Here is a 23908-nt window from a genome sequence, read left to right on the forward strand (position 1 = left end):
AAAAATGGCACTTTTTTAGCGCCAACTCTCATTCAATTTATCCAAGACTTTGCGACCAGGGCACAGCTCCGCCGCGCCCAAATCCCGCAACGGAGTTTTGCTAGTACCGAGAATCTCGTGTAAGTCTTGAGAGTCTTCATCCATATACAATAAGCCGGTGAGGATTTGATCTTTTGCTTTGTAATCTTTAATCAAGCGCAACGCTGAGCGACGGCTGGTAATATCTAACTCAGGGTCAGCTTTATGCAAGTGCACCACTGAGCCGTCGTGCAAAGTCACTTCTTTAGATTGGCCTTGCTCGTAGTCTGCTGAAATCTCTTCTTTAAAGGGCACAAAATCAACCGTACCCGTCGCGGCTAAGTGCTCGCGCACATGCTCGTAGCCCTTCGTGGATTTAGGGTTGTTATTAAAGGTGACACAGGGAGAAATCACGTCGATAAAAGCAAAGCCCCGATGACTAATTGCCGCCTTAACAAGGGGTACCAATTGCGCGCGATCACCAGAAAAACTCCGTGCGACAAAAGTCGCGCCTAGCTGCAACGCCACACTTGCCAAATCGATGGGTTCAAAGTGATTTGGCTCGCCCTTTTTACTGGCGGAGCCAATGTCGGCAGTGGCAGAATCTTGACCCTTGGTTAGACCATAACAACCGTTATTTTCTACCACGTACATCATATTTAAATTGCGGCGCACCACGTGGGTAAATTGACCCATGCCAATAGATGCCGTGTCGCCGTCGCCAGATACGCCAATATAAATTAACTCTCTATTTGCTAAATTAGCACCGGTTGCCACCGAGGGCATACGGCCATGTACCGAATTAAAGCCGTGGGAATTGCCCAAAAAATAAGTCGGTGTCTTCGAGGAGCAGCCAATACCTGACAATTTAGCGACTTTATGTGGCGGCAGTGCCAATTCAAAGCAAGCTTGCACAATAGCCGCGCTAATCGAGTCGTGACCACAACCAGCACACAGGGTAGAGATAGCACCTTCGTAATCTTTACGGGTAAAGCCCAGTGCATTGCGCGGTAAATCCGGGTGACGAAAGGCGGGACGAATATAAGTCATTACACAGACTCCTTTGCTGCGCGCTGTTTGCGCAAGGGCCGCACATTGTCACTGCGTACAGCCGTCAATATTTCGCCGCGAATTTGCTTCGCGGTAATGGGGGTACCGTTGTAATTTAAAATCGGAATAAGCTGTCGCGGTGAAATCAGGCATTCGTTCACCAGTAAGGTGCGCATTTGGGCGTCACGATTTTGCTCAACTAAGAACACCGTGGCATGCTCTTCAATAAAGGCATCGACGGTTTTGCTAAAAGGAAAGCCTCGCAGGCGCAGGGTGTCAATCGCGACACCTTCTGCCTTTAGGCTATCAATCGCTTCAAGGGTCGCATCACGGCTAGTGCCAAAATGAATAACCCCAATGCTGCTGCCCTGCCCCGCTTTAATTAATTCTGGCGCGGGCACACGCTGCTTGGCGGTATCCCATTTTTTGAGTAGGCGCTGCATATTTTTCTCGTAGGCGTCACCGTCTTCGGTATACACCGCATATTCATCACGAGACGTTCCCCGGGTAAAAAACGCGCCTTTACTAGGGTGTGTTCCAGGATAAGTTCGATAGGGAATGCCGTCGTCGTCGATATCAAGATAACGACCAAAGCGCTCACTCATCGCTTCTAATTGCGCTTCGGTAAACACCTTGCCGCGCTGGTACTCACGCTTATCGTCCCAAATCAGTGGCGGCGACATGGTGTCGTTCATGCCCAAATCCAAATCGGTGAGCATGATGACCGGCGTCTGCAATGACTCGGCCAGATCAAAAGCCTCTGCCGTCATTTCAAAGCATTCGCGGGGTGTGGCAGGAAATAATAATACATGCTTGGTATCGCCGTGAGAGGCGTAGGCGCAGGCCAAAATATCCGATTGCTGGGTGCGGGTTGGCATGCCTGTTGATGGCCCTGCGCGCTGAACATCGATTAGCACAGTGGGAATCTCGGCAAAATAGGCCAAGCCCAAGAACTCGCTCATTAGGGAAATACCGGGGCCGCTGGTAGCGGTAAAGGCCCGTGCGCCATTCCAGCTAGCGCCAATCACCATGCCAATCGCCGCCAGCTCATCCTCTGCCTGCACAATAGCGTAATTTTTATTGCCGCTGCCGGGGTCAATCCGCAGGCGTTTACAGTATTTATCAAAGCCATCGACCACCGAGGTCGATGGCGTAATGGGGTACCACGCCGCCACCGTAGCGCCGCCGTATATTGCGCCAAGTCCGGCCGCCGTATTGCCATCAATGAGAATTTGGTCACCGACGGCATCACGGCGTTCTAGGCGAATACCGAGTGGACAAGAATAATGCTCGCTGGCGTAGTGGTAACCTAGCTCCAAAGCCCGCACATTAGGGGTAATCAGCTTTTCTTTGCCGCGAAACTGATCTGACACTAGATCAGTAAGCACATCAAATTCAATATCTAACAGCGCAGCTAGAGCGCCGACATAAATCACATTGCGAAAGAGTTGTTGCTGGCGAGCATCGCTAAATTCCCGCTGACACAAGTCTTTGAGGGGTACACCAATAAAATGAATGTCGTTGCGCATCATCCGCAAATCGAGGGGCTTGCTGGAGTCATAAAAGAAATAGCCCCCGCTCTCCACTTCTTGAATATCTTTGGCCATGCTCTGGGCATTCATACCCACCATCATGTCGATACCGCCACGGCGGCCGAGGTAGCCCTTTTCGCTAACCCGCACCTCATACCATGTGGGTAGCCCCTGAATATTTGAGGGAAAGATATTCTTGGGGCTTACCGGCAAGCCCATGCGGAATACCGCCTTGGCAAACATATTATTGGCACTGGCAGAGCCGGTGCCGTTTACATTAGCGAATTTAATGACAAAGTCGTTTACTGCTTCGATTCGTTTCATCTCAGACGCCCTGCCCTGCTTTGCTCACTGTGTAATAGAATTTCTGCATATCCCAGGCCGCCGTTGGGCAGCGTTCGGCACACAGCCCGCAGTGCAAACACATATCTTCGTCCTTAATCATGGCGCGGCCAGTGGCTAAATCGGCGGACACATAAATGTCTTGCTCAGTATTTTTAGCTGGCATTTTCAGTTTTTGACGCAGCTCGGCCTCGTCGACATCGTTGACCACAATACTCAGGCAGTCGGTGGGGCAAATGTCGACACAGGCATCACATTCAATACAGAGTTTTTCGGTGAACACCGTTTGCGCGTCACAGTTTAGGCAGCGCTGGGCCTCGTGAAAGGCCGTGGCGGCGTCAAAGCCCAACTCTACTTCAAGCTTGCGATTACTGAGGGATTTTTCTAGCTCGGCTTGCGGCACGTGGTAGCGAACATCCGTCGCCACCTCACTGTCGTAACTCCACTCGTGAATACCCATTTTCTGACTGACTAGGGTGACACCCGGTGGCGGCCGCTTGGCGACCGATTCGCCCTGACAAAACAGGTCTATTGAGATGGCGGCTTGGTGGCCGTGGGCCACGGCGGTAATGACATTCTGCGGGCCAAAGGCGGCATCGCCACCAAAAAAAACTTTGGGATTGCTAGACTGGAAGGTGGTTTCATCAACCACCGGCATATCCCATTTACCAAATTCAATATCAATATTGCGCTCTATCCACGGGAAGGAGTTTTCCTGACCGATAGCAATGAGCACATCATCACAGGGCAAAACCACCGGCTTTTCACCGGTCGACACCAAACTTCGCTTACCGTTGGCGTCGTAAACCGCTTTCACTTTATCGAAAGCCATGGCCACTAAGCGGCCCTCTTCGAGAATAAACTCCTTAGGAACATGGTTATCTAAAATCGGTATGCCTTCGTGCTGGGCGTCTTCTTTCTCCCAAGGCGAGGCCTTCATTTCAGCAAAGGGGCTACGCACCACCACCTTAACCTCGTCACCGCCCACGCGTCGGGCTGTGCGACAGCAATCCATCGCAGTATTACCACCGCCCAAAACGATTACGCGCTTGCCGATCGTATCAATATGTTCAAAGGCAACACTCGACAACCAATCAATACCAATGTGGATATTGGCCGCGGCTTCTTGCCGACCGGGGATATCGAGATCGCGGCCACGGGGGGCACCGCTGCCGACAAACACCGCGTCATAGTCTTTATCTAGTAGCGCTTTTAAGCTGTCGACATAATGATTGAAATGGGTGAGCACCCCCATATCGAGGATGCGATCGACCTCTTCGTTGAGCACTTCTTCCGGGAGGCGAAACGCGGGAATTTGGCTGCGCATAAAGCCGCCGCCAGCGCGCTGATCGTCATATAAATCGATACTATAACCGAGCGGCATTAGGTCCCTAGCCACAGTGAGCGCGGCTGGCCCAGCGCCAATTAAGGCAATGCGTTTACCATTTTTTTTCTTGGGAATGATCGGCATTAACGCACTGATGTCACCCTTATTGTCTGCTGCCACTCGCTTCAAACGGCAAATGGCAACGGGTTCATCTTCAACCCGCCCCCGTCGGCACGCAGGCTCGCAGGGCCGATCACAGGTGCGACCCAGGACACCAGGAAATACATTGGATTCCCAGTTAATCATATAAGCGTCGGTATAACGCTGCGCGGCAATTAAACGAATATATTCTGGCACCGGCGTGTGGGCTGGGCAGGCATACTGGCAATCGACAACCTTGTGAAAATACTCGGCGTCGCTAACATTAGTAACTTTCAATTCGCCCCCTTAATTTATATTTATTGGGTAGCGAGGTGCCGGTCTTAAGCGGGGCCGACACCCCGAGATCGAAACCGATTACAGCACAGCAAGATCAATAATTCACTAGAAAAATGGCGCCATAACACATCAAGTAATATTCCCGCACTACCGAAAACCTGACCTTACCCTGAACAGTTACCGCCACAGACCGCATTCCACCCATTTTTTGCGTTTTGTCGAGGGGAGAAACCTGCTTTTTCAGCTGTCTGTGCTAGGGTAAGCGATGCACATACCACTAAGCTCATAGGAGTTCACCCATGCAGTCCACAAAACACCTGCTCTCGGATCTGATTTGCGGCGAGCAGAGCTACCAATATTACGATTTGCAAAAATTGGGCGACGAACGCTTGGCCCAACTACCCAAATCTCTGAAGATTTTACTTGAAAATCAACTCCGCCATTTCGACGGCAAAACCATTAATGCCGACATTATCGTTGCCTTCTCGCGCTGGCTCGATAACGCCAGCGGTGGCGATGACCTCAATTTTTCACCGGCCCGCGTATTAATGCAGGACTTTACAGGGGTACCTGCCATTGTTGATTTGGCGGCTATGCGAGACGCCGTTGCCAAGCGCGGCGGCGATGTCTCGGCCATCAATCCGCAAATTCCGGTGCACCTCGTGATCGACCACTCGGTAACGGTAGACCAATACGGCTCCCCACAGGCCTTTGGCGAAAACGTAGCGAAAGAAATGGAGCGTAACGAAGAACGCTATCGCTTCCTTAAGTGGGGCCAATCGGCATTTCGTAATTTCAACGTGGTACCGCCGGGCACAGGCATCTGCCACCAGGTGAACTTGGAATATTTAGCCCAAGTGGTCTGGGTTAGCGAAGACGGCACAATGGCCTATCCCGACACCGTCCTTGGCACCGACAGCCACACCCCCATGGTCAATGGCTTAGGCGTACTTGGCTGGGGCGTGGGCGGTATTGAAGCCGAGGCTGCACTGCTGGGACAGCCTTATTCCATGATGCTCCCCGACGTTGTCGGCTTTGAACTCAGCGGCAAACTCCGCGAAGGGGTTACCGCGACCGACCTAGTGCTCAGCGTGGTAGAGATTCTGCGCCGCGAGGGTGTTGTCGGTAAATTCGTTGAGTTCTTTGGCGACGGTCTCGCCGAGCTCAGCGTGGCTGATCGCGCCACTATCGCCAATATGGCGCCAGAATACGGCGCCACCTGCGGCTACTTCCCCGTGGACGAGGCCACCCTTGCCTACTTAAAGCTAACGGGCAGGCCCGAGCAGACCATCGCGCTTACCGAGCAGTATTGCAAAGCCCAAGGACTGTGGCGAAACCCAGGCGACTACCCAGTATTCAGCCACAGCGTAACGCTGAACTTAGACACCGTTGAACCAAGCCTAGCCGGGCCTAGCCGCCCCCAAGATCGAGTCGCCGTCAGCGATCTTGGCAATGCCATGCGCGACTATTTAGCCGACAGCGAGCGTGATTTAAATGAAACCGCCGACATTGAGGACATGAAACTCAAGCTCCACCACGGCGACGTAGTTATTGCCGCCATTACCAGCTGCACCAACACCTCAAACCCCGACGTCATGATTGCGGCAGGCTTAGTCGCCCGCAAAGCCCGCGAGCGCGGTTTACGAGTAAAACCCTGGGTCAAAACCTCCCTTGCCCCCGGCTCTAAAGTCGTCAGTAAATATTTAGCCGACAGCGGCTTACAAGACGACCTCAATTCCCTAGGCTTTGATTTGGTTGGCTACGGCTGTACGACCTGCATTGGCAACTCTGGGCCGCTGCGCGAGCCCATCGCCAAAGCCATCGACAGCAAGAACATGGTGGTTTCCGCCCTATTGTCTGGCAACCGCAACTTTGACGGCCGTATTCACCCCCAGGTCAAAGCGAGCTGGCTAGCCTCGCCGCCACTCGTGGTTGCCTATGCCCTCGCGGGCACGACCCTGCGCAACTTGCAGGAAGAGGCCATCGCAACCGACAGTAAAGGCGTAGAGGTATTTCTCAAAGACCTGTGGCCAAGCACCGCTGAAATTCACGAAATACGCAAAATTGTCAGCGGCGCGATGTATCGCGATGCCTATCAAGACGTCTATCTTGGCACTGCGGAGTGGCAAGCCATCGAGGTTGACAAGAGCGATACTTATCCTTGGCAAGTTGATTCAAGCTATATTCGCTGCCCCAGCTTTTTTGACAAGCCGCAGCTTGCTGGCGAGGAATTCCCCGTTTTGCGGAGCGCCCGCATTCTTGGTGTTTTCGGCGACTCCATTACCACAGACCACATTTCACCGGCAGGCAAAATTGCCACTGACAGCCCCGCGGGCCACTATTTGCAAAGCATTGGTATTGCGCCCAGCGATTTTAACTCCTACGGCTCTCGGCGCGGCAACCACGAAGTGATGAGCCGAGGCACCTTTGCCAACACGCGCCTCAACAACAAACTTGTCGACCGCGAAGGTGGCTATACACTCGCACCTGACGGACAAACTGTGCTGCCAATATTCAATGCTGCCGTGAAATACCTCGAGATCGAAAAGCCCCTCGTCATTATCGCTGGCAAGCAATACGGCACCGGCTCAAGTCGCGACTGGGCCGCCAAGGGCACCTTATTACTTGGCGTTAAAGCCGTGATTGCCGAGAGTTTTGAGCGTATTCATCGCTCTAATCTCGTTGGCATGGGCGTTATGCCGGTGGAATTCGACAAGGAAATTCCCAGAGAAATGCTCGACCTCAAAGGCGACGAGCAAGTCGACATCATTCCCTGTGAAGAACAACTTAGCCCGAAACAAACAGTGCGTATTGTGCTGTCTCGCAGCGACGGCAGCCGCCACGAGGTACTCGGCCGACTTCGCATTGATACCCAAGAAGAACTGGGCTATTTCCGCCACGGCGGTATTCTGCAATATGTGCTAAGCCAACTTAATAACTAAATATTGCCGCCGCTTTTGCCGCTAATGATTGACCCGGCAACTGCGGATGGCATACTCAATGCTTACAATGCGGGGTAGCAGAATATGAAAATACATCTCGAAGTTGAAATAAGCCCAGAGGAAATGCGCCGCTTGGTCGGCCTTCCGGACGCCCAGCCATTATGGGATGCGGTGTACAAACGCATTGGCGAAGGCGACACCGAGATGGTTCAGCAAATGGCTAAAACCGCCTTTACCGAAGGCATGAAAACCCTAGACCTGTCGGCACGGGTGCTTAAATCATTGAGTGGTTTAGCCACTAATCGTAAATCAGCAGACAAAACCACCGCCGACAAACCTAGCAGTGAAACAAACAGTGATAAAAATACCGAAAAAACCGCTGCCGCAAACACTACCTCAAACAAAGCGGAAGGCGTAAAGTCCGGCCCAGTTCGACGCAGCGCCAGCAGTAAAAACAAAGCCTAATTCCCCTAGCCCAATTCAAGAGTTTATATAATGGCCAGAAACACCACGGGTGGTAAAAAAATTGCCTCCACAGGCAAAGTCCTGCGGGTCCGAAATGCAATGATTAAGGATATCCCCGCCATTGCCGCACTGTCTAAGCGGGTTTACGACGGCACCGGAATCGATCCCTACACGCGGGCTGAATTACGCGGCCAGCTCAATAATTTTGGCGAAGGTAAATTTGTTGTCACCCTAGAAGACGACATCGTCGGCTACTGCGCCACGTTTCGAATTAGTGGGGACGTCTGTTTAAAACCCCATAGTTGGGCCGCAATCACCGCAAATGGCTACGGCACCCGCCATGATCCCGAAGGCGAATGGATGTACGGCATGGAAGTCTGCGTAGACAGCAGCGTGCGCGGCTATCGCATTGGCCAACGCCTCTATAACGCCCGTAAAAAGCTCTGCGAATCTTTGGGCCTAAAAGGCATTGTCTTTGTCGGCCGCCTGCCCAGCTTATCTCGACGCATTAAAAAATACGGCAGCGCAGAAAACTATCTGGAAGCGGTTGTCAGCCAAAAAACCCGAGACCCAGTACTGTCATTTCAGCTGCATAACGATTTCGAAGTACTCGATCTCGTACCAAATTACCTCAATGCCGACAAAGACTCACTGGGCTATGGCGTACATTTGGTCTGGCACAACCCCAAGGTCGAAACCGCCGCTGCAGCCGCCCACACCAAGCGTCACGGCGGCCGCCAACCCGACACCGTGCGAGTCGGCACCGTGCAGTATATGCAGCGTCGCGTGCAGTCCTTCACTGAATTCATGTCGTTTATTGAATATTTTGTCGACGTGGTTGCCGACTACAAAGGGGATTTCGTGGTCTTCCCCGAATTAATCACCCTGCAATTACTGTCGATTGAAGACCAGGAATTAACGCCCATTCAATCTATAGAGGCATTGACCAAATACACCCCTCGCTATGTTGAAGCGATGCAAGATTTAGCGGTTCGTTACAATATTAATATTATTGGCGGCTCTCACCCCACGCGGGTGGCCAATGGCCGGGTCGAAAATATCTCTTACGTATTTCATCGCGACGGCCGCGTAGACGAACAAGCCAAAATCCACCCCACCCCCAACGAAGTGTATTGGTGGAATATTGAAGGGGGCAATGAGTTACAAGTGATTGACACCGACTGCGGACCAATCGGTGTGTTAATTTGCTACGACTCAGAGTTTCCCGAACTGTCTCGCCACTTGGTCGACCAGGGTGCAGAAATCCTCTTCGTGCCCTTCTGCACCGACGAGCGCCAGAGCTATTTGCGCGTGCGTTACTGCTGTCAGGCACGCGCAGTCGAGAATCAGGTCTACGTGGTGATGTCCGGCAATGTGGGCAACCTGCCTAATGTCGCCAACATGGACATTCAATACGCCCAGAGCTGTATTCTCACACCCTGCGACTTCCACTTTGCCCGTGACGGCATTGCCGCCGACACCACCCCCAACGTGGAAACCGTGGCCATTGCCGATTTACGCCCAGAGGCATTAAGAGTCGCGCGCAATAGCGGTACGGTGCAGAACTTGCGCGACCGCCGCCATGATCTGTATCAGACGAAATGGCGGGGTAATTAAAGGCTGAATACTAGACGGGAGACGGGAGACGGGAGACGCTAAAAACCAAAGCACCGGTGTTTTTGCGTTTTTCGTCTCCCATCCAGCGTCTCCCACTACTAAAGCGGGCAACTAACCCCAGTACCACCCAAGCCGCAATAGCCGCCTGGGTTCTTGTCTAAATACTGCTGGTGATAGTCTTCGGCATAGTAAAACTCACCAGCCATGACTATTTCAGTGCTAATTTCTGGCAAGCCCGCATTGCTTAAGGCTTGTTGGTATTGCTCGGCAGAGGCATTTGCCAAGGCCAGCTGAGCCTCATTTGAGCAGTAAATTCCCGAGCGATATTGAGTGCCAATATCATTGCCTTGGCGCATGCCTTCGGTGGGGTTGTGACTCTCCCAAAACACCGCCAGCAGCTTTTGCACACTAATGCGTTCAGGATCAAACACCACTAACACCACCTCATTGTGGCCCGTCATCCCCGAACACACTTCCTCGTAGGTCGGGTTGGGCGTGTGCCCACCGCAGTAGCCAACCGCGGTGGTAAACACCCCAGTTTGCTGCCAAAACTTGCGCTCTGCGCCCCAAAAGCACCCAAGGCCAAACACGATCTGCTGATAAGCCTCGGGAAATGGTCCTTGCAGCGAGGTCTTTAATACGGTGTGTTTCGCCGCTACCTGCATTTTTGCACTGCGACCAGGCAGCGCTTGCTCTGCAGTAGGGATAGCGGCGGGTTTGCGGTAGCGATCAAAAATACTCATGGCACAGCTTCCTTTAATATGTTTCCACAAACAGATCGCTACTATGCCTTGATTTACCCCCCTCAGGCCAGCGTCACAAAGTGATAAAACCCCAAGCCCGTCAATGACTTTGGTATAAGGCCAGTCAGGGGATTTTTACAGGATTTTTTATTGCTATTTAAGGGAAAACACGTTTAAATCGCCCGCTCTTTCACCTATGCGGAGGATTTATGCTAAATGAAAAGCCTAGATCATATGCCTTCTTTGGAGGCCGGCGCTGCCACGTGTAATCCGATTACACAGTCCGACGAAAATCTCGACCACCTTATTATTCGTGACGGCGTAGCGTACGCTGGAACCCATTTAATTATCGACTTGTGGGGCGCATCCCACCTCGATGAACTCCCCCGCATGGAAAAAGCTTTTATTGACTGCGTCAATGAATGTGGTGCAACACTGCTGCATATTCATATGCATCATTTCACCCCAAATGGCGGAGTTTCTGGCGTTGCGGTATTAGCTGAGTCACACATAAGTGTGCACACTTGGCCAGAGCGCGATTACGCTGCTTTTGACGTATTCATGTGCGGCGATGCGAAACCAGAATTGGCTGTAGAGATCCTGCGAAAGGCCTTTTCACCCACTCGTATTGAGGTGGGCGAAAACCTGCGCGGGAGAATGGACGATGTCTGAGTGGTTTAACGAAACCCTCCACGGCGACTACCACCAAGGTTTTAGCGTTCGCGAGGTCTTGTTTGAAAGCAAGACCGACCATCAGCATTTAATCATATTTGAATCCGGCAGCTTTGGCCGGGTCATGGCGCTAGACGGTATTATTCAAACGACCGAGCGCGATGAATTCATTTATCATGAAATGCTGGCGCACACCCCGCTATTTGCCCACGGCAATGCCAAAAGCGTGCTTATTATTGGCGGCGGCGACGGCGGTCTGCTTCGCGAAGTGCTTAAACACCCAGAAGTAGAGAATGCCGTGCAGGTCGAAATAGACCAAGCGGTCATCGATATGTGCGTTAAATACCTGCCCAATCACTCTGCCGGGGCCTATGAAAATCCCCGCGCCGAAATTGTGATTGGCGACGGTATCGATTTCGTTAAGCAGTGCGATCGCCAGTTTGATGTAATTTTGTCAGACAGCACCGATCCTATCGGTCCCGGCGAGGTTCTATTCACTTCGCCGTTTTACGAAGGGATCAAGCGCTGCCTGAAGCCTGGCGGAATTTTTGCCGCGCAGAACGGCGTTGCGTTTATGCAACCCGACGAAGTCAGTACCAGCCATAAGCGCTTGTCGCCCTTATTTAGCGACACGGCTTTTTATACAGCTGCAGTACCGACCTATGTCGGCGGCATCATGACCTTTGCGTGGGCTAGCAATGAGCTTAGCGCTCGCACCCAGGAGCTAAGTACTCTGCAAACTCGGTTTAAGGCTAGCGGCATTAAAACCCGCTACTACAATCCAGAATTGCACGTCGGCGCGTTTGCGCTGCCCCAGTATTTGCTCGACAGCATAGCCTGAGGCTTTACCCGCCATGCCAATGGCGGGTAAAGATCCAATTTAACGTTCTAAGCCCCTACCAAAAACTTTCCGTGCGCCCACCTGTCTTATCCGTCAAAATATGCTCGATTTGACTGACAGCCGTCATGGATTATTGTTAGGGTAGGCAGTCAATAAAGTAATATCATTGCCACCGTTAAAAGCGATATTACCAAGCCGCGCGGCAGGCACATGCCGTTAACGCCGCGCGATAGGACCCAGAGCTATCTGGGAAAAGCCAACACCAACAATGGCCGTATAAATGAAATTTCGTTTCCCCGTCGTCATCATTGACGAAGACTTTCGCTCAGAAAACATCTCTGGCTCTGGCATCCGCGACCTCGCCGACGCCATAAGCAAAGAAGGCATGGAAGTGATTGGCCTGACCAGCTACGGCGATCTCACCGCCTTTGCACAACAGGCGAGCCGTGCCTCCTGCTTTATTTTGTCAATCGACGATGAAGAGTTTGGCGACGGCAGCGACGAGACGGTGAGCCAAGCCTTGGAGTCTATTGGCCAATTCATGACCGCTGTGCGTCAGCGCAACACCGACATACCGGTGTTTCTCTATGGTGAAACCCGCACTTCGCGCCATATTCCCAATGAAATCCTGCGCGAACTGCACGGCTTCATTCACATGTTTGAAGACACCCCAGACTTTGTGGCCCGCCATATCATTCGTGAAGCCAACAAATACCTGTCAGCCCTCGCGCCGCCGTTTTTCCATGCGTTGATGAACTATGCCAGCGACAGTTCTTATTCTTGGCACTGCCCAGGTCACTCCGGCGGAGTCGCGTTCTTAAAAAGCCCCGTTGGCCAAATGTTCCACCAGTTCTTTGGCGAGAACCTACTCCGCGCCGACGTGTGTAACGCAGTAGAAGAGCTCGGCCAGCTGCTCGATCACACTGGCCCAGTTAGCGCCAGTGAGAACAATGCCGCACGCATTTTTGGCTGCGACCACCTATTCTTTGTGACCAACGGCACCTCGACCTCCAACAAAGTAGTGTGGCACTCCACCGTCGCCCCCGGCGACATCGTGGTGGTTGACCGCAACTGCCATAAGTCGATTTTGCACAGCATTATTATGACCGGCGCGATTCCCGTGTTTTTAATGCCAACCCGCAACCATTACGGCATTATTGGCCCAATTCCAAAGAGCGAATTCGACCCGGCGGCAATCCGCAAAAAGATCGAAGATCATCCCTTTGCCCGCCATGCCGAAGACAAAAAACCGCGTATTCTAACCATTACCCAGAGTACCTACGACGGTATTGTGTATAACGTTGAAGAAATCAAAGACATTCTAGACTCCACTATCGACACTCTGCATTTTGATGAAGCTTGGCTGCCCCACGCCGCCTTTCACAGCTTCTACCACAATATGCACGCCATCGGCGCCGGTCGCCCGCGCTCCGATGACACCCTAGTCTTTGCCACCCAGTCTACCCATAAGCTCTTGGCGGGCCTGTCCCAAGCTTCGCAGATTCTGGTGCAAGACGGCACCCAACGGAAACTCGATACCCACCGTTTCAATGAATCCTATTTAATGCACTCATCCACCAGCCCGCAGTACGCGATTATCGCCTCGTGCGACGTGGCTGCAGCCATGATGGAAGCGCCTGGCGGCACAGCGTTAGTTGATGAATCGATTATGGAAGCCCTCGACTTCCGTCGCGCTATGCGCAAGGTCGATGCCGATTACGGCGACGATTGGTGGTTCCGTGTTTGGGGACCAGAGGTATTAGCCGAAGAAGGCATCGGCGACCGCGACGACTGGGTTATTCACTCCGACGACCGCTGGCATGGCTTTGGCGATATTGAGTCTGGCTTTAATATGCTCGACCCAATTAAGGCAACTATCATTACCCCAGGCCTTGATGTCGATGGCAACTTCGATGAGATCGGTATCCCCGCGTCTATTGTGAGCAAATACCTCGCAGAACATGGCATTATCATCGAAAAAACCGGCATGTACTCCTTCTTCATCATGTTCACTATCGGTATCACCAAGGGCCGCTGGAACTCGATGGTGACAGAATTACAGCAGTTTAAAGACGACTACGATCAGAACCTGCCGCTATGGCGGGTAATGCCCCAGTTCGCCGCCAAATTCCCGAAATACGAGAAAGTCGGCCTGCGCGATCTGTGTAGCGATATTCACAACGTTTACAAAGAGTACGATCTGGCGCGCATTACCACCGAGATGTATCTCTCCGAAATGGAAGCAGCAATGATCCCCGCGGATGCCTGGGCTAGAATGTCTCACCGCAAGGTTGAGCGCGTCCCCATCGACGAGCTGGAAGGCCGAATTACTGCTATGTTGGTAACCCCCTACCCACCAGGTATTCCACTACTTATTCCAGGCGAGCGTTTCAATAATATTATTGTGCGCTACCTGCAATTTGTACGTGACTTTAACTCCCGTTTCCCCGGCTTCGAAACCGATTGCCACGGCTTGGTTAAAGAAAAGGTGAACGGCGTTGATCATTACTTTGTCGACGCGGTAATTGACGAATAAATTCGTATCGATGGCACGTTATCGTGTCCGGATAATTTAACCGCAGCTACGTAATTATGCCCAGACTTACATTGAGCCTGGGCATTTTTCTTATTCGCTCATCGTTTACGAACCTTGAAGAAAAGGCCGCATTTTACTAACCGTAACTGCGGCACTTACACCGACCTAATACAAAGAAACGCCAAAGCCCCCCTTTAGCACATATACCAATAAATTCCAACAAACAAAGCCCACACCAAGAACAAATACACAAATAAGAGCGAAAGTTACGTTGCTACTGGATCGCATATTTGTAGATTTGTTAGGCTTTAGCCATAAGCAATATGTACTCAATTTTTTCTGGGAAATCGTCTCCATGATCCAGCACCGCAAACACAAACTGACCGCAGCGATATTGCTCACCAGCCAACTGAGTTACGCACAATCTATTATTGCCATCCCCAACCTTTCCGATGGCGGAAGCGGGAATATTTTATCGCCTGTTACTGCGCCAATTGGCCAGTCTTTAATGCCGACAATAAACACTTTAGATATTACCCTAGACCCTCTCACCAACCCCATCGACGCACAAATTGGAGTGCCACTAATTGATGTCGCATCCCCCGTCACCACACCGGTACTAAAAGGCCTAGAGCCGATAGTTAGCCCGGTCGATGGGATTCTCCACGACATCAGCGGAGGGAGTCTTTCTGATGCACTAACAAATTCCGACCAAAATACAGACGATGGTAACGGCATCGCCAATGACTTACTTGGCGGCGGAAAAAACCGTGACAAAACCCAAAGTTCTGCAACAGCACTACGTACAGGCAACCCTGCAGAGGGCAATAATGGCAACGACAAGCCCGTTGGCAATGCTCAAGGCAAGAAGCCCAAAAACAAATCGCCTATCGAATCCGTCAGCGCCCCACTCGGGCGCAGCCTAACGCCACTGATTGACACCGTCGACGAAAGCCTTGATCCCATTACCAATGTGATCGACAAGCAAGCTGCAGAACCTATATTAAGCGCGGCCGCTCCCGCTATTGACCCACTACTTGACGCACTTACCCCCATCACCCATCCGGTAGACGGTATTGTATCCGACCTGAGCGGCGGTAGCCTTGAGGACGCCTTAACGACGCAAGATTACAACGACGAAGACGGCCAGGGGCCCATAAACGATTTACTGGGTAATGGACGAACCCAAAATAGTGGCCGCGAGGCAGGTGAAAGCTCGCCCCTCCCTATCGTCACACGTCCACTTGGAGAAGCTCTCGATACACCTATAACGGATCTCGACAAAAGCCTAGACCCGCTGACTGATCAGATAGACGGCCAATTAATTGCCCCAATATTGGACGCTGTAGCGCCAGTCACTACACCAATTTTATCCGCAATTGAACCGGCTACTGACCCTGTCGATGGAAGCTTGGCCGATATTACTGGTGGCAGCGTTGAAGACGCATTAACAAACACTGATGACAATACGACCGACGGCGACGGCCTCGTGAATGATTTACTCGGCGGTGGCAGCAGTGCGCCAGCACCGCAGCCCACCCCCGGTGACAGCAGCGGCTCACCCTTAGCGGCTGTCACTGTGCCCCTTGGCGAAGCCCTTGCACCAGTTATTGATGCGGTGGATACCGGTCTTGATCCGGTTACCGACACCGTCGACAGCCAAGTTGGCGTGCCTTTACTCGACGCTCTGGCCCCGGTCACTGAGCCCGTGGTTGACAGCGCTGAACCCATCATCACCCCAGTCGATGCGATTGTCGGCGAGCTTACTGGCGGCAGCGTGTCTGATGCCCTGAGCAATTCCGACGCCAATACTGCCGACGGCGATGGCTTAGTGAATGACTTACTCGGTGGTGGCAGCAGCGCACCAGCACCCCAGCCCGCCCCCGGTGACAGCAGCGGCTCGCCCTTAGCGCCCGTGACTGTGCCCCTTGGCGAAGCCCTTGCACCAGTTATTGATGCGGTGGATACCGGTCTTGATCCGGTTACCGACACCGTCGATAGCCAAGTTGGCGTGCCTTTACTCGACGCTCTGACCCCGGTCACTGAGCCCATGGTTGACGGCGCTGAACCCATCATCACCCCAGTCGATGCGATTGTGGGCGAACTCACTGGCGGCAGCGTGTCTGACGCTCTCACTAACTCCGACGCCAATACTGCCGACGGCGATGGCTTAGTGAATGACTTACTCGGTGGTGGCAGCAGCGCACCAGCACCCCAGCCCGCCCCCGGTGACAGCAGCGGCTCGCCCTTAGCGCCCGTGACTGTGCCCCTTGGCGAAGCCCTTGCACCAGTTATTGATGCGGTGGATACCGGTCTTGATCCGGTTACCGACACCGTCGATAGCCAAGTTGGCGTGCCTTTACTCGACGCTCTGACCCCGGTCACTGAGCCCATGGTTGACGGCGCTGAACCCATCATCACCCCAGTCGATGCGATTGTGGGCGAACTCACTGGCGGCAGCGTGTCTGACGCTCTCACTAACTCCGACGCCAATACGACGGATGGCGATGGCTTAGTGAATGATTTACTCGGTGGTAGCAGCGCTGCCCCAGCTCCGGCCCCTAGCGATGGCTCACCACTAGCGCCCGTCACCGTGCCCCTTGGCGAAGCGCTTGCGCCGGTCATTGACGCGGTCGATACCGGATTAGATCCGGTTACCGACACCGTCGACAGCCAAGTTGGCGTGCCTTTACTCGACGCTCTGGCCCCGGTCACTGAGCCCGTGGTTGACGGCGCTGAACCGATCATTACCCCGGTCGACGCCATTGTTAACGAACTCACTGGCGGCAGTGTGTCTGATGCCCTCACGAATTCCGACGCCAATACGGCGGATGGCGATGGCTTGGTGAATGACCTACTCGGCGGTGGCAGTGCCGCTCCGGCCCCTGCCCCTAGCGATGGCTCACCATTAGCGCCCATCACCGTGCCGCTAGGCGAAGCCCTCGCACCTGTCATTGATGCGGTAGATACAGGTCTCGACCCAGTCACCGACGTCGTTGACAGCCAAGTTGGCGTGCCTTTACTCGACGCTCTGGCCCCGGTCACTGAGCCCGTGGTTGACGGCGCTGAACCGATCATTACCCCGGTCGACGCCATTGTTAACGAACTCACTGGCGGCAGTGTGTCTGATGCCCTCACGAATTCCGACGCCAATACGGCGGATGGCGATGGCTTGGTGAATGACCTACTCGGCGGTGGCAGTGCCGCTCCGGCCCCTGCCCCTAGCGATGGCTCACCATTAGCGCCCGTCACCGTGCCGCTAGGCGAAGCCCTTGCGCCAGTTATTGACGCGCTTGATACCGGTTTAGATCCGGTTACTGACACCGTCGACAGCGAAGTTGGCGTGCCTTTACTCGACGCTCTCGCTCCAGTCACCGAGCCCGTCATCGCAGGCGCTGAGCCCATCATTACTCCGGTCGATGCCGTCTTCGGCGAACTCACGGGCGGCAGTGTGTCAGATGCCCTCACTAATTCCGATGCAAATACGGCGGATGGCGATGGCTTGGTGAATGACCTACTCGGTGGTGGCAGCGCCGCCCCGGCCCCAGCCCCCAGCGATGGTTCACCATTAGCGCCCGTCACCGTGCCGCTAGGCGAAGCCCTTGCGCCAGTTATTGACGCGCTTGATACCGGTTTAGATCCGGTTACTGACACCGTCGACAGCGAAGTTGGCGTGCCTTTACTCGACGCTCTCGCTCCAGTCACCGAGCCCGTCATCGCAGGCGCTGAGCCCATCATTACTCCGGTCGATGCCGTCTTCGGCGAACTCACTGGCGGCAGTGTGTCTGATGCCCTCACTAATTCCGATGCAAATACGGCGGATGGCGATGGCTTGGTGAATGACCTACTCGGCGGTGGCAGTGCCGCTCCGGCCCCTGCCCCTAGCGATGGCTCACCATTAGCGCCCGTCACCGTGCCGCTAGGCGAAGCCCTTGCGCCAGTTATTGACGCGCTTGATACCGGTTTAGATCCGGTTACTGACACCGTCGACAGCGAAGTTGGCGTGCCTTTACTCGACGCTCTCGCTCCAGTCACCGAGCCCGTCATCGCAGGCGCTGAGCCCATCATTACTCCGGTCGATGCCGTCTTCGGCGAACTCACTGGCGGCAGTGTGTCTGATGCCCTCACTAATTCCGATGCAAATACGGCGGATGGCGATGGCTTGGTGAATGACCTACTCGGCGGTGGCAGTGCCGCTCCGGCCCCTGCCTCTAGCGATGGCTCACCATTAGCGCCCGTCACCGTGCCGCTAGGCGAAGCCCTTGCGCCAGTTATTGACGCGCTTGATGCCGGTTTAGATCCGGTTACTGACACCGTCGACAGCGAAGTTGGCGTGCCCTTACTCGACGCTCTCGCTCCAGTCACCGAGCCCGTCATCACAGGCGCTGAGCCCATCATTACTCCGGTTGACGCCATAGTTCGCGAACTCACTGGCGGCAGCGTATCTGACGCCCTCACTAACTCCGACGCCAATACTGACGACGGTGACGGTGTGGTCAATGATTTACTCGGCAACCGCAATGCAAATTCAGGGAGCAGTAATCCAAATCCAAACGACTCAGACAACGACGGTATTGACGATGGCGCCTCGGGTGAATTCACTGTAGTTGCTCGTCAAGACCAAGCAGGACTTACTCAAAGCGCGCTGGACTTAGCCATCGCGACCGCAGCGACCAGCGAGCAATGTGTCGACCAGGATGCAGATGGTGTATGCGACCAAAAAGACCGCTGTGAAAATACGCCCAAGACGAGTCTTGTTCTAGAAGATGGTTGCGATCTCGGCAACATCGAGCCTGCTCGCCTCAAAGGCGTTAACTTTAGCTTTGACGATGACAGCCTTAGCCCAAAGGCAAAGGCGACGCTTGACGAAGCCATATCCTTGTTACAACGATCCGGATATAAAACAATCGAAATTAATGGCCACACTGACCACTTTGGCAAGCAAGATTACAATCTGCGCTTATCCCAGCGACGTGCGAGTAATGTAAAGGATTACCTTATTGAGCATGGCATAGACGCTAATCGCATAAAAATAGTTGGCCGTGGCGACCAGTCTTTAATTGCAAAGATTGAAGACAAGGATCAAGCCGAACTAAATCGTCGCGTTGACTTCACAATAATCAAATAATTTTTTACACAATTATCTTTCGGGGAGATACACAATGGCGATAGATTTGCCACCAACATTACCACCGGTACAAGCAACGGAAGTACAAGTAAAAAATTACGCTAGCAGCCCAGCGAGTGCAATCACAGCAAATATAAACGACATTCAACTGAAAGTATTCGGCGATACTTACCTCGGTAACGACGAAATCGTCCAATTGATCGAATCATCCAAAACGCCATCGGATGCGATTATTCGGCTGTCTAATCGCTATTACGAAGCAGGCCACCTGCTAATGAAAATTCGCTACTACCGCAGCTTGGACGCCATATATGTCTATGTCGATCAGCTGCGTTTAGCCGAACTACGCGGCGCAAGCCAAGTCACCGACCACTTTACTAATTTAGTGGGCGACAGCGATCTTACAATGGAAGAGTTTTACAGCGCTCGGGTTATCGCCGACTTACAGGCCAAACGCGCGGGTTACCACTATAGCGTGTCCTACGAAGAGCAAAGTAACAACGATCTCGTCATGGTGTTTAATCAAAAAGCGGTCGAGAATTACGATGCCACTGATTACATTTTAGAAGCCAACAACAAAGGCAATCGCTTCCTTGGCCGGTATTTTGGTTTGGCGGGAATTAACCACCGTTTTCAAACCGGTACGCAATTGTCTGTAGCCTACCAGACGGCTTTCGCGGATTTGGGCGAATCTAGAGACGGCGAAAACCTTGATCAATTCAGCCTCGGCATAGACCACCCGTTTGTTAGCGGACTTTATGGTGTTGAGCTCAGCTATGTAGAGTATGAGCGCAGCCCAAGTACAGAGCAGAACAGCAGCGCCTCCTGCCTACTCGGGGCGCTCTGCCTATTGCCCGGCACAAGTACAAGCACCACCAGCAAAATTGATATCGATGCGGAAATATTACAAGCCAGTATTCACGGACAGCAAATACTCTATAGCACCACGAGAAACCAATTTGTTCTGAAAGAAAGGCTGCAGCACATCGACTCCAAGGTCCAGCGCACAGGTCAGAACGAAAAATTACTGGAAGAAAAATACCAAACACTAGAAATTAGCGGGGAATACTCAAGAACCCAATACGACTCACAAATTACAACCGCATCCCAGCTTAATTTAGCACTCAGCGCACGAGCAGGTTTAGGGGGTAGCGGCACACTTGAGGACTACGAATCATTTAAAGCGCGGTATATCGCCGAAAATCCAAACTCAGTTGTGCCTGAAGTCGCCCCCGCGGCACGCAGTGCTGATTTCTTTACCTTGCTGCCAAGCGCAAGCTACCAAACTCGGTTATTCAGTGACACGTCGTTGCAACTCAATGCCAGCGGCCAATTCACCAACGAGCAATTGCCGCAGCAGCAGCAATTTGTACTGGGTGGCATGGGCAGCCTCAGCGCCTACCTGCCAGGCGTATTAGTTGGTGATGAGGGTTATCTACTCACTGCAAAAATCGAGCGCAGATACAAATTTGATCAATTTGAATTAACACCCGGAATCTTTAGCGAATACGCCGGTAGCTGGTACAAAAACACCTCGTCTGCGCAAAAAAATGACGACAGCATAGCCGATGCGGGCCTCAGCCTCAGCCTCAGCTACGGTGAAAGCCTCTATACAGAGCTTGTCGCTGCGGTACCGGTTTACGACGATGTTATGGACGAACAGCGCTTAAACGCCCTAGAAGCCGATTTCTACTGGCGCATCCGTCTTACTTTTTAAATCACAAACCACTGACAATGGGCACCTGCCAGCGTGCCCATTGTGTTTTGGCCCTAGAAAAGCATCACCGTACTTAAACTCCCTGCCGAAAAATACGCGCTAGCAAGGTAACCGCTGGGAAACATCAGTGCATATTTCGACATTAACCGCACCTTCTACTTATTAATCCCCGAACCGGTAAACCAGAATTGACATTAACAGGCCATTTTCACAACGCGGCACGATTCAGGAGCGTGCACCAATTTGATACAGCACTGAGTGCCACAGAGACTCAATATTACTCAGTAAAAGCAGCCTGCTTACATATTGCCAATTAAGACCAAAATCCTCGCAAAGCCCCAATTCAAGAGGGTTTTGAGCCCGCCACATCACAATTAGACGATATATCACTAGGATACACATTTAATATTTGCTTACTGGCGTGAACTTTGCTAGCTTCAAGGTGTCCGATCAATAGTTGAGATTAGTCGTATCAGGATTAGCTTTTACCGCGTAGTAAACACCCACGTACGGAAAAGCAGTTAGCAGCAAAACACCTCGCTGCATACTGAGAACAAATCAATGGCCAGCGTGTATTTGGCCAAATCGGCAAGACCCGACATTGTTTTTACCGAAAATAATACGCCATGTAATTTGGTGTCGCTTAAATTCTAAGCGTCAAAATTTTACGACGGCATAAATCGCAAAAATAGTGTCGAAAACTGAATGCTGTCATACATTTGTCATCGCAAGCAGCGATAGTGACCGACAGCAAAACAATAAATGAAACAACATTTGGCAATGGAAGAAGGCGCAGAAGCGCAATGGAGAAAGACAATGAACAAACAGAATCAAGAAGTGAATGTTAAAAATCTGTGTAGCCGCAAATTGTGGGAATTATTAAAGAACGCCGAATGGCAGGACAAATCTGAGCGTTTTGCAATTGAGCGAGAATTATCCGGTCGTCGTCACTACATAAAGGAACTCGAGCAACTTACTGCCCGAGAAACCATGCATTAAGCACGACTATAAACGGTAACATGCCCAGCAACAGCCAGGGCAACCATCCCGCCCAAAACAACAATTGTTCCTCACACGCTCGATGAATCGCCAGGCCCAATAGGGCCGGCACTTGTTTTGCATCTCGCATTTCTGACACTGGAGGCATAGCCACACCCTCCAGAATCCCGCTGCTTAGCAAAGCACTCGAAAATCGCCCCCCGGCCTCAACTTCACTCGCCAACTTAAAATAGCGGCTATTCACTGGCGCCTCGGGTAAACGCCGTGCGGCTTGCTTTAAAGCCTGGGGTAGTGAAAAGTCAGCGCTGATACAATCAGCCAAATGATTCATATAATGGTAATTTTGGTATTGCGTTAGCGCGGAACCTAATCCCGGCAAACGATAGGCCACACCGAGACAGACGCGCCTAAACCACGCTGAATACTGCGCCACTTGCCAAAGTCCATAGGCTGCGCCTAACGGCAATAAGCCGGCCATCGCCAGCCCGACCGCCTGCGGCATGCTTATAAAGCCCCCGCTCAGCACCATCAACGGCAGGCCCAAGGCACAAGCCACCAACACCAAAACCGGCCCCCACAAATGACGTCGCAGGTTACGCCTAAACTCGCTTTGCAAGCGATAGTGTTCAGCAAGGCGCAAATAGATTTTTGCTAAATTGCCCACCGCCAAACCCAGTCGCATAAATTGCAGCTCCCACGGGGTGAACATGCCGCCCTCGCGGAGTTCGTCCAAGACAATGCGTTGCCCACTGGCAAACTGATCAGCAAGTTCATCTAATTGTGCCCGCTGAGCAGCGCGCTGCCCCTTGCTCAATAAGGCGACAACCTGATCCCAATTGTTTTCGCCAGATTGGCTGGCTTGATAGAGTGCTTGAAATAAGACAAAACGTTGCGCGGGGCTAGATCCTGAAACCATGAACAAATCCATTGAATACTATTGGTGGGTCTATCGCCCACAAGGCTTTATACTTTAACACAGCTTAATTCACGGGTAGCGCCTGCACAGGCAATTACACCCCTCAAGGACTTAGCATGATCATTCGTTTACTTTTTGCAGTGCTTGTTCTCTACGGCCTGTATCGTTTTGTAAAAACCGTACAAGCCAAACCTGCCAATGAGCGCCGAGGCTACTATACCAGCCTAATTATTGGCTTAGGCGCGGCTGCGCTGGTACTGCTGTCAGTAACCGGCAGAGTTCATTGGATTGCGGGCCTCGTTGGCGGCGCCCTGCCCTTTGTCCGCCAGTATATTCTTAAGCACATATACCATCGCATCAGCGGCAAAACCAAGGGCAGCGCGCAAGATGAACAGGCACCCCCGCAACGCCCCAGCAGCAATATGAATCAGCAGCAGGCCCTCAATGTACTCGGCCTTAAACCCGGGGCCAGTGACGAAGAAATCATTACCGCGCATCGTCAATTAATGCAGAAATTCCATCCTGATCGCGGCGGCAATGACTTTCTCGCCAGTCAAATAAACGATGCTAAAGATGTGCTGCTGGGCAAACGCGGCAGCTGAAACCCAATTCAATTGCTCGCTCA

General features: G+C 52.5%; 15 protein-coding genes. 10 read left to right on the forward strand and 5 right to left on the reverse strand.

What is annotated here, in order from left to right; all coding sequences use genetic code 11:
* Positions 1–15: 15 nt before the first annotated feature.
* Genes AZF00_RS11870 through AZF00_RS11880 form a run of 3 tightly spaced genes read right to left on the reverse strand, consistent with a single transcriptional unit; the run spans position 16 to position 4707 of the window.
* Entirely contained in the window at positions 16–1068 is a 1053-nt protein-coding gene (locus AZF00_RS11870; RefSeq protein WP_008249098.1) for a 2-oxoacid:ferredoxin oxidoreductase subunit beta, read from the reverse strand.
* Positions 1068–2924, reverse strand: a complete 1857-nt coding sequence (locus tag AZF00_RS11875) for a 2-oxoacid:acceptor oxidoreductase subunit alpha (protein ID WP_008249097.1) — start codon at positions 2922–2924, stop codon at positions 1068–1070. The genes AZF00_RS11870 and AZF00_RS11875 overlap by 1 nt, the downstream gene beginning before the upstream one ends.
* A 1-nt stretch (position 2925) precedes the next feature.
* Positions 2926–4707 (reverse strand): FAD-dependent oxidoreductase, encoded by a 1782-nt coding sequence (locus AZF00_RS11880; protein ID WP_008249095.1) that lies wholly within the window; start codon positions 4705–4707, stop codon positions 2926–2928.
* A 299-nt stretch (positions 4708–5006) separates the two neighbouring features.
* Between AZF00_RS11880 and acnA the strand changes: the two genes are divergently transcribed.
* From acnA to AZF00_RS11895, 3 genes are all read left to right on the forward strand, one after another.
* The gene (gene acnA, locus AZF00_RS11885) at positions 5007–7649 is read left to right on the forward strand and encodes an aconitate hydratase AcnA (RefSeq protein ID WP_008249094.1); all 2643 of its coding nucleotides are present in this window, start codon (positions 5007–5009) and stop codon (positions 7647–7649) included.
* A gap of 84 nt (positions 7650–7733) precedes the next feature.
* Positions 7734–8114 (forward strand): DUF6489 family protein, encoded by a 381-nt coding sequence (locus AZF00_RS11890; RefSeq protein WP_008249093.1) that lies wholly within the window; start codon positions 7734–7736, stop codon positions 8112–8114.
* A gap of 30 nt (positions 8115–8144) precedes the next feature.
* The gene (locus AZF00_RS11895; RefSeq protein ID WP_008249092.1) at positions 8145–9731 is read left to right on the forward strand and encodes a carbon-nitrogen hydrolase family protein; all 1587 of its coding nucleotides are present in this window, start codon (positions 8145–8147) and stop codon (positions 9729–9731) included.
* Between the two features lie 98 nt (positions 9732–9829).
* On the opposite strand, the gene msrA is transcribed toward AZF00_RS11895, so the two are convergent.
* Positions 9830–10474: a peptide-methionine (S)-S-oxide reductase MsrA gene (gene msrA, locus AZF00_RS11900; protein WP_008249091.1), complete on the reverse strand. Its 645-nt coding sequence runs from the start codon at positions 10472–10474 to the stop codon at positions 9830–9832.
* Between the two features lie 216 nt (positions 10475–10690).
* Between msrA and speD the strand changes: the two genes are divergently transcribed.
* The 6 genes from speD to AZF00_RS11930 all read left to right on the forward strand — a co-directional run bounded on the left by speD (position 10691) and on the right by AZF00_RS11930 (position 22367).
* Positions 10691–11146, forward strand: coding sequence for an adenosylmethionine decarboxylase (gene speD, locus AZF00_RS11905; RefSeq protein ID WP_008249090.1), 456 nt, complete (start codon positions 10691–10693; stop codon positions 11144–11146).
* The gene (gene speE, locus AZF00_RS11910) at positions 11139–11987 is read left to right on the forward strand and encodes a polyamine aminopropyltransferase (protein ID WP_008249089.1); all 849 of its coding nucleotides are present in this window, start codon (positions 11139–11141) and stop codon (positions 11985–11987) included. Before speD ends, speE begins: the two co-directional genes overlap by 8 nt.
* A 280-nt stretch (positions 11988–12267) precedes the next feature.
* Positions 12268–14523: an Orn/Lys/Arg family decarboxylase gene (locus tag AZF00_RS11915; protein WP_008249088.1), complete on the forward strand. Its 2256-nt coding sequence runs from the start codon at positions 12268–12270 to the stop codon at positions 14521–14523.
* 355 nt (positions 14524–14878) lie between these two features.
* Positions 14879–19651 (forward strand): OmpA family protein, encoded by a 4773-nt coding sequence (locus tag AZF00_RS11920; RefSeq protein ID WP_156474861.1) that lies wholly within the window; start codon positions 14879–14881, stop codon positions 19649–19651.
* Between the two features lie 34 nt (positions 19652–19685).
* A complete protein-coding gene (locus AZF00_RS11925) occupies positions 19686–21368 on the forward strand; it encodes a ShlB/FhaC/HecB family hemolysin secretion/activation protein (protein WP_008249085.1) in 1683 nt (560 codons plus the stop codon).
* A gap of 816 nt (positions 21369–22184) precedes the next feature.
* Entirely contained in the window at positions 22185–22367 is a 183-nt protein-coding gene (locus AZF00_RS11930; RefSeq protein ID WP_008249084.1) for a hypothetical protein, read from the forward strand.
* Here the strand turns inward: AZF00_RS11930 and AZF00_RS11935 are convergent.
* Positions 22342–23283 carry a type II secretion system F family protein gene (locus AZF00_RS11935; RefSeq protein ID WP_008249083.1) on the reverse strand — a complete coding sequence of 314 codons (942 nt, stop codon included), beginning with the start codon at positions 23281–23283 and terminating at the stop codon, positions 22342–22344. The genes AZF00_RS11930 and AZF00_RS11935 overlap by 26 nt on opposite strands.
* A gap of 116 nt (positions 23284–23399) precedes the next feature.
* Between AZF00_RS11935 and AZF00_RS11940 the strand changes: the two genes are divergently transcribed.
* Positions 23400–23885: a DnaJ domain-containing protein gene (locus AZF00_RS11940; RefSeq protein WP_008249070.1), complete on the forward strand. Its 486-nt coding sequence runs from the start codon at positions 23400–23402 to the stop codon at positions 23883–23885.
* Positions 23886–23908 lie beyond the last annotated feature (23 nt).

The organism is Zhongshania aliphaticivorans (genome assembly GCF_001586255.1).
GTDB classification, from domain to species: Bacteria; Pseudomonadota; Gammaproteobacteria; order Pseudomonadales; family Spongiibacteraceae; genus Spongiibacter; species Spongiibacter aliphaticivorans.

Coding starts and splice junctions, on each gene's coding strand:
- AZF00_RS11870 (WP_008249098.1), bottom strand. CDS start 1,068: ATGACTTATATTCGTCCCGCCTTTCGTCACCCGGATTTACCGCGCAAT.
- AZF00_RS11875 (WP_008249097.1), bottom strand. CDS start 2,924: ATGAAACGAATCGAAGCAGTAAACGACTTTGTCATTAAATTCGCTAAT.
- acnA (WP_008249094.1), top strand. CDS start 5,007: ATGCAGTCCACAAAACACCTGCTCTCGGATCTGATTTGCGGCGAGCAG.
- AZF00_RS11890 (WP_008249093.1), top strand. CDS start 7,734: ATGAAAATACATCTCGAAGTTGAAATAAGCCCAGAGGAAATGCGCCGC.
- AZF00_RS11895 (WP_008249092.1), top strand. CDS start 8,145: ATGGCCAGAAACACCACGGGTGGTAAAAAAATTGCCTCCACAGGCAAA.
- msrA (WP_008249091.1), bottom strand. CDS start 10,474: ATGAGTATTTTTGATCGCTACCGCAAACCCGCCGCTATCCCTACTGCA.
- speD (WP_008249090.1), top strand. CDS start 10,691: ATGAAAAGCCTAGATCATATGCCTTCTTTGGAGGCCGGCGCTGCCACG.
- speE (WP_008249089.1), top strand. CDS start 11,139: ATGTCTGAGTGGTTTAACGAAACCCTCCACGGCGACTACCACCAAGGT.
- AZF00_RS11915 (WP_008249088.1), top strand. CDS start 12,268: ATGAAATTTCGTTTCCCCGTCGTCATCATTGACGAAGACTTTCGCTCA.
- AZF00_RS11920 (WP_156474861.1), top strand. CDS start 14,879: ATGATCCAGCACCGCAAACACAAACTGACCGCAGCGATATTGCTCACC.
- AZF00_RS11925 (WP_008249085.1), top strand. CDS start 19,686: ATGGCGATAGATTTGCCACCAACATTACCACCGGTACAAGCAACGGAA.
- AZF00_RS11930 (WP_008249084.1), top strand. CDS start 22,185: ATGAACAAACAGAATCAAGAAGTGAATGTTAAAAATCTGTGTAGCCGC.
- AZF00_RS11935 (WP_008249083.1), bottom strand. CDS start 23,283: ATGGTTTCAGGATCTAGCCCCGCGCAACGTTTTGTCTTATTTCAAGCA.
- AZF00_RS11940 (WP_008249070.1), top strand. CDS start 23,400: ATGATCATTCGTTTACTTTTTGCAGTGCTTGTTCTCTACGGCCTGTAT.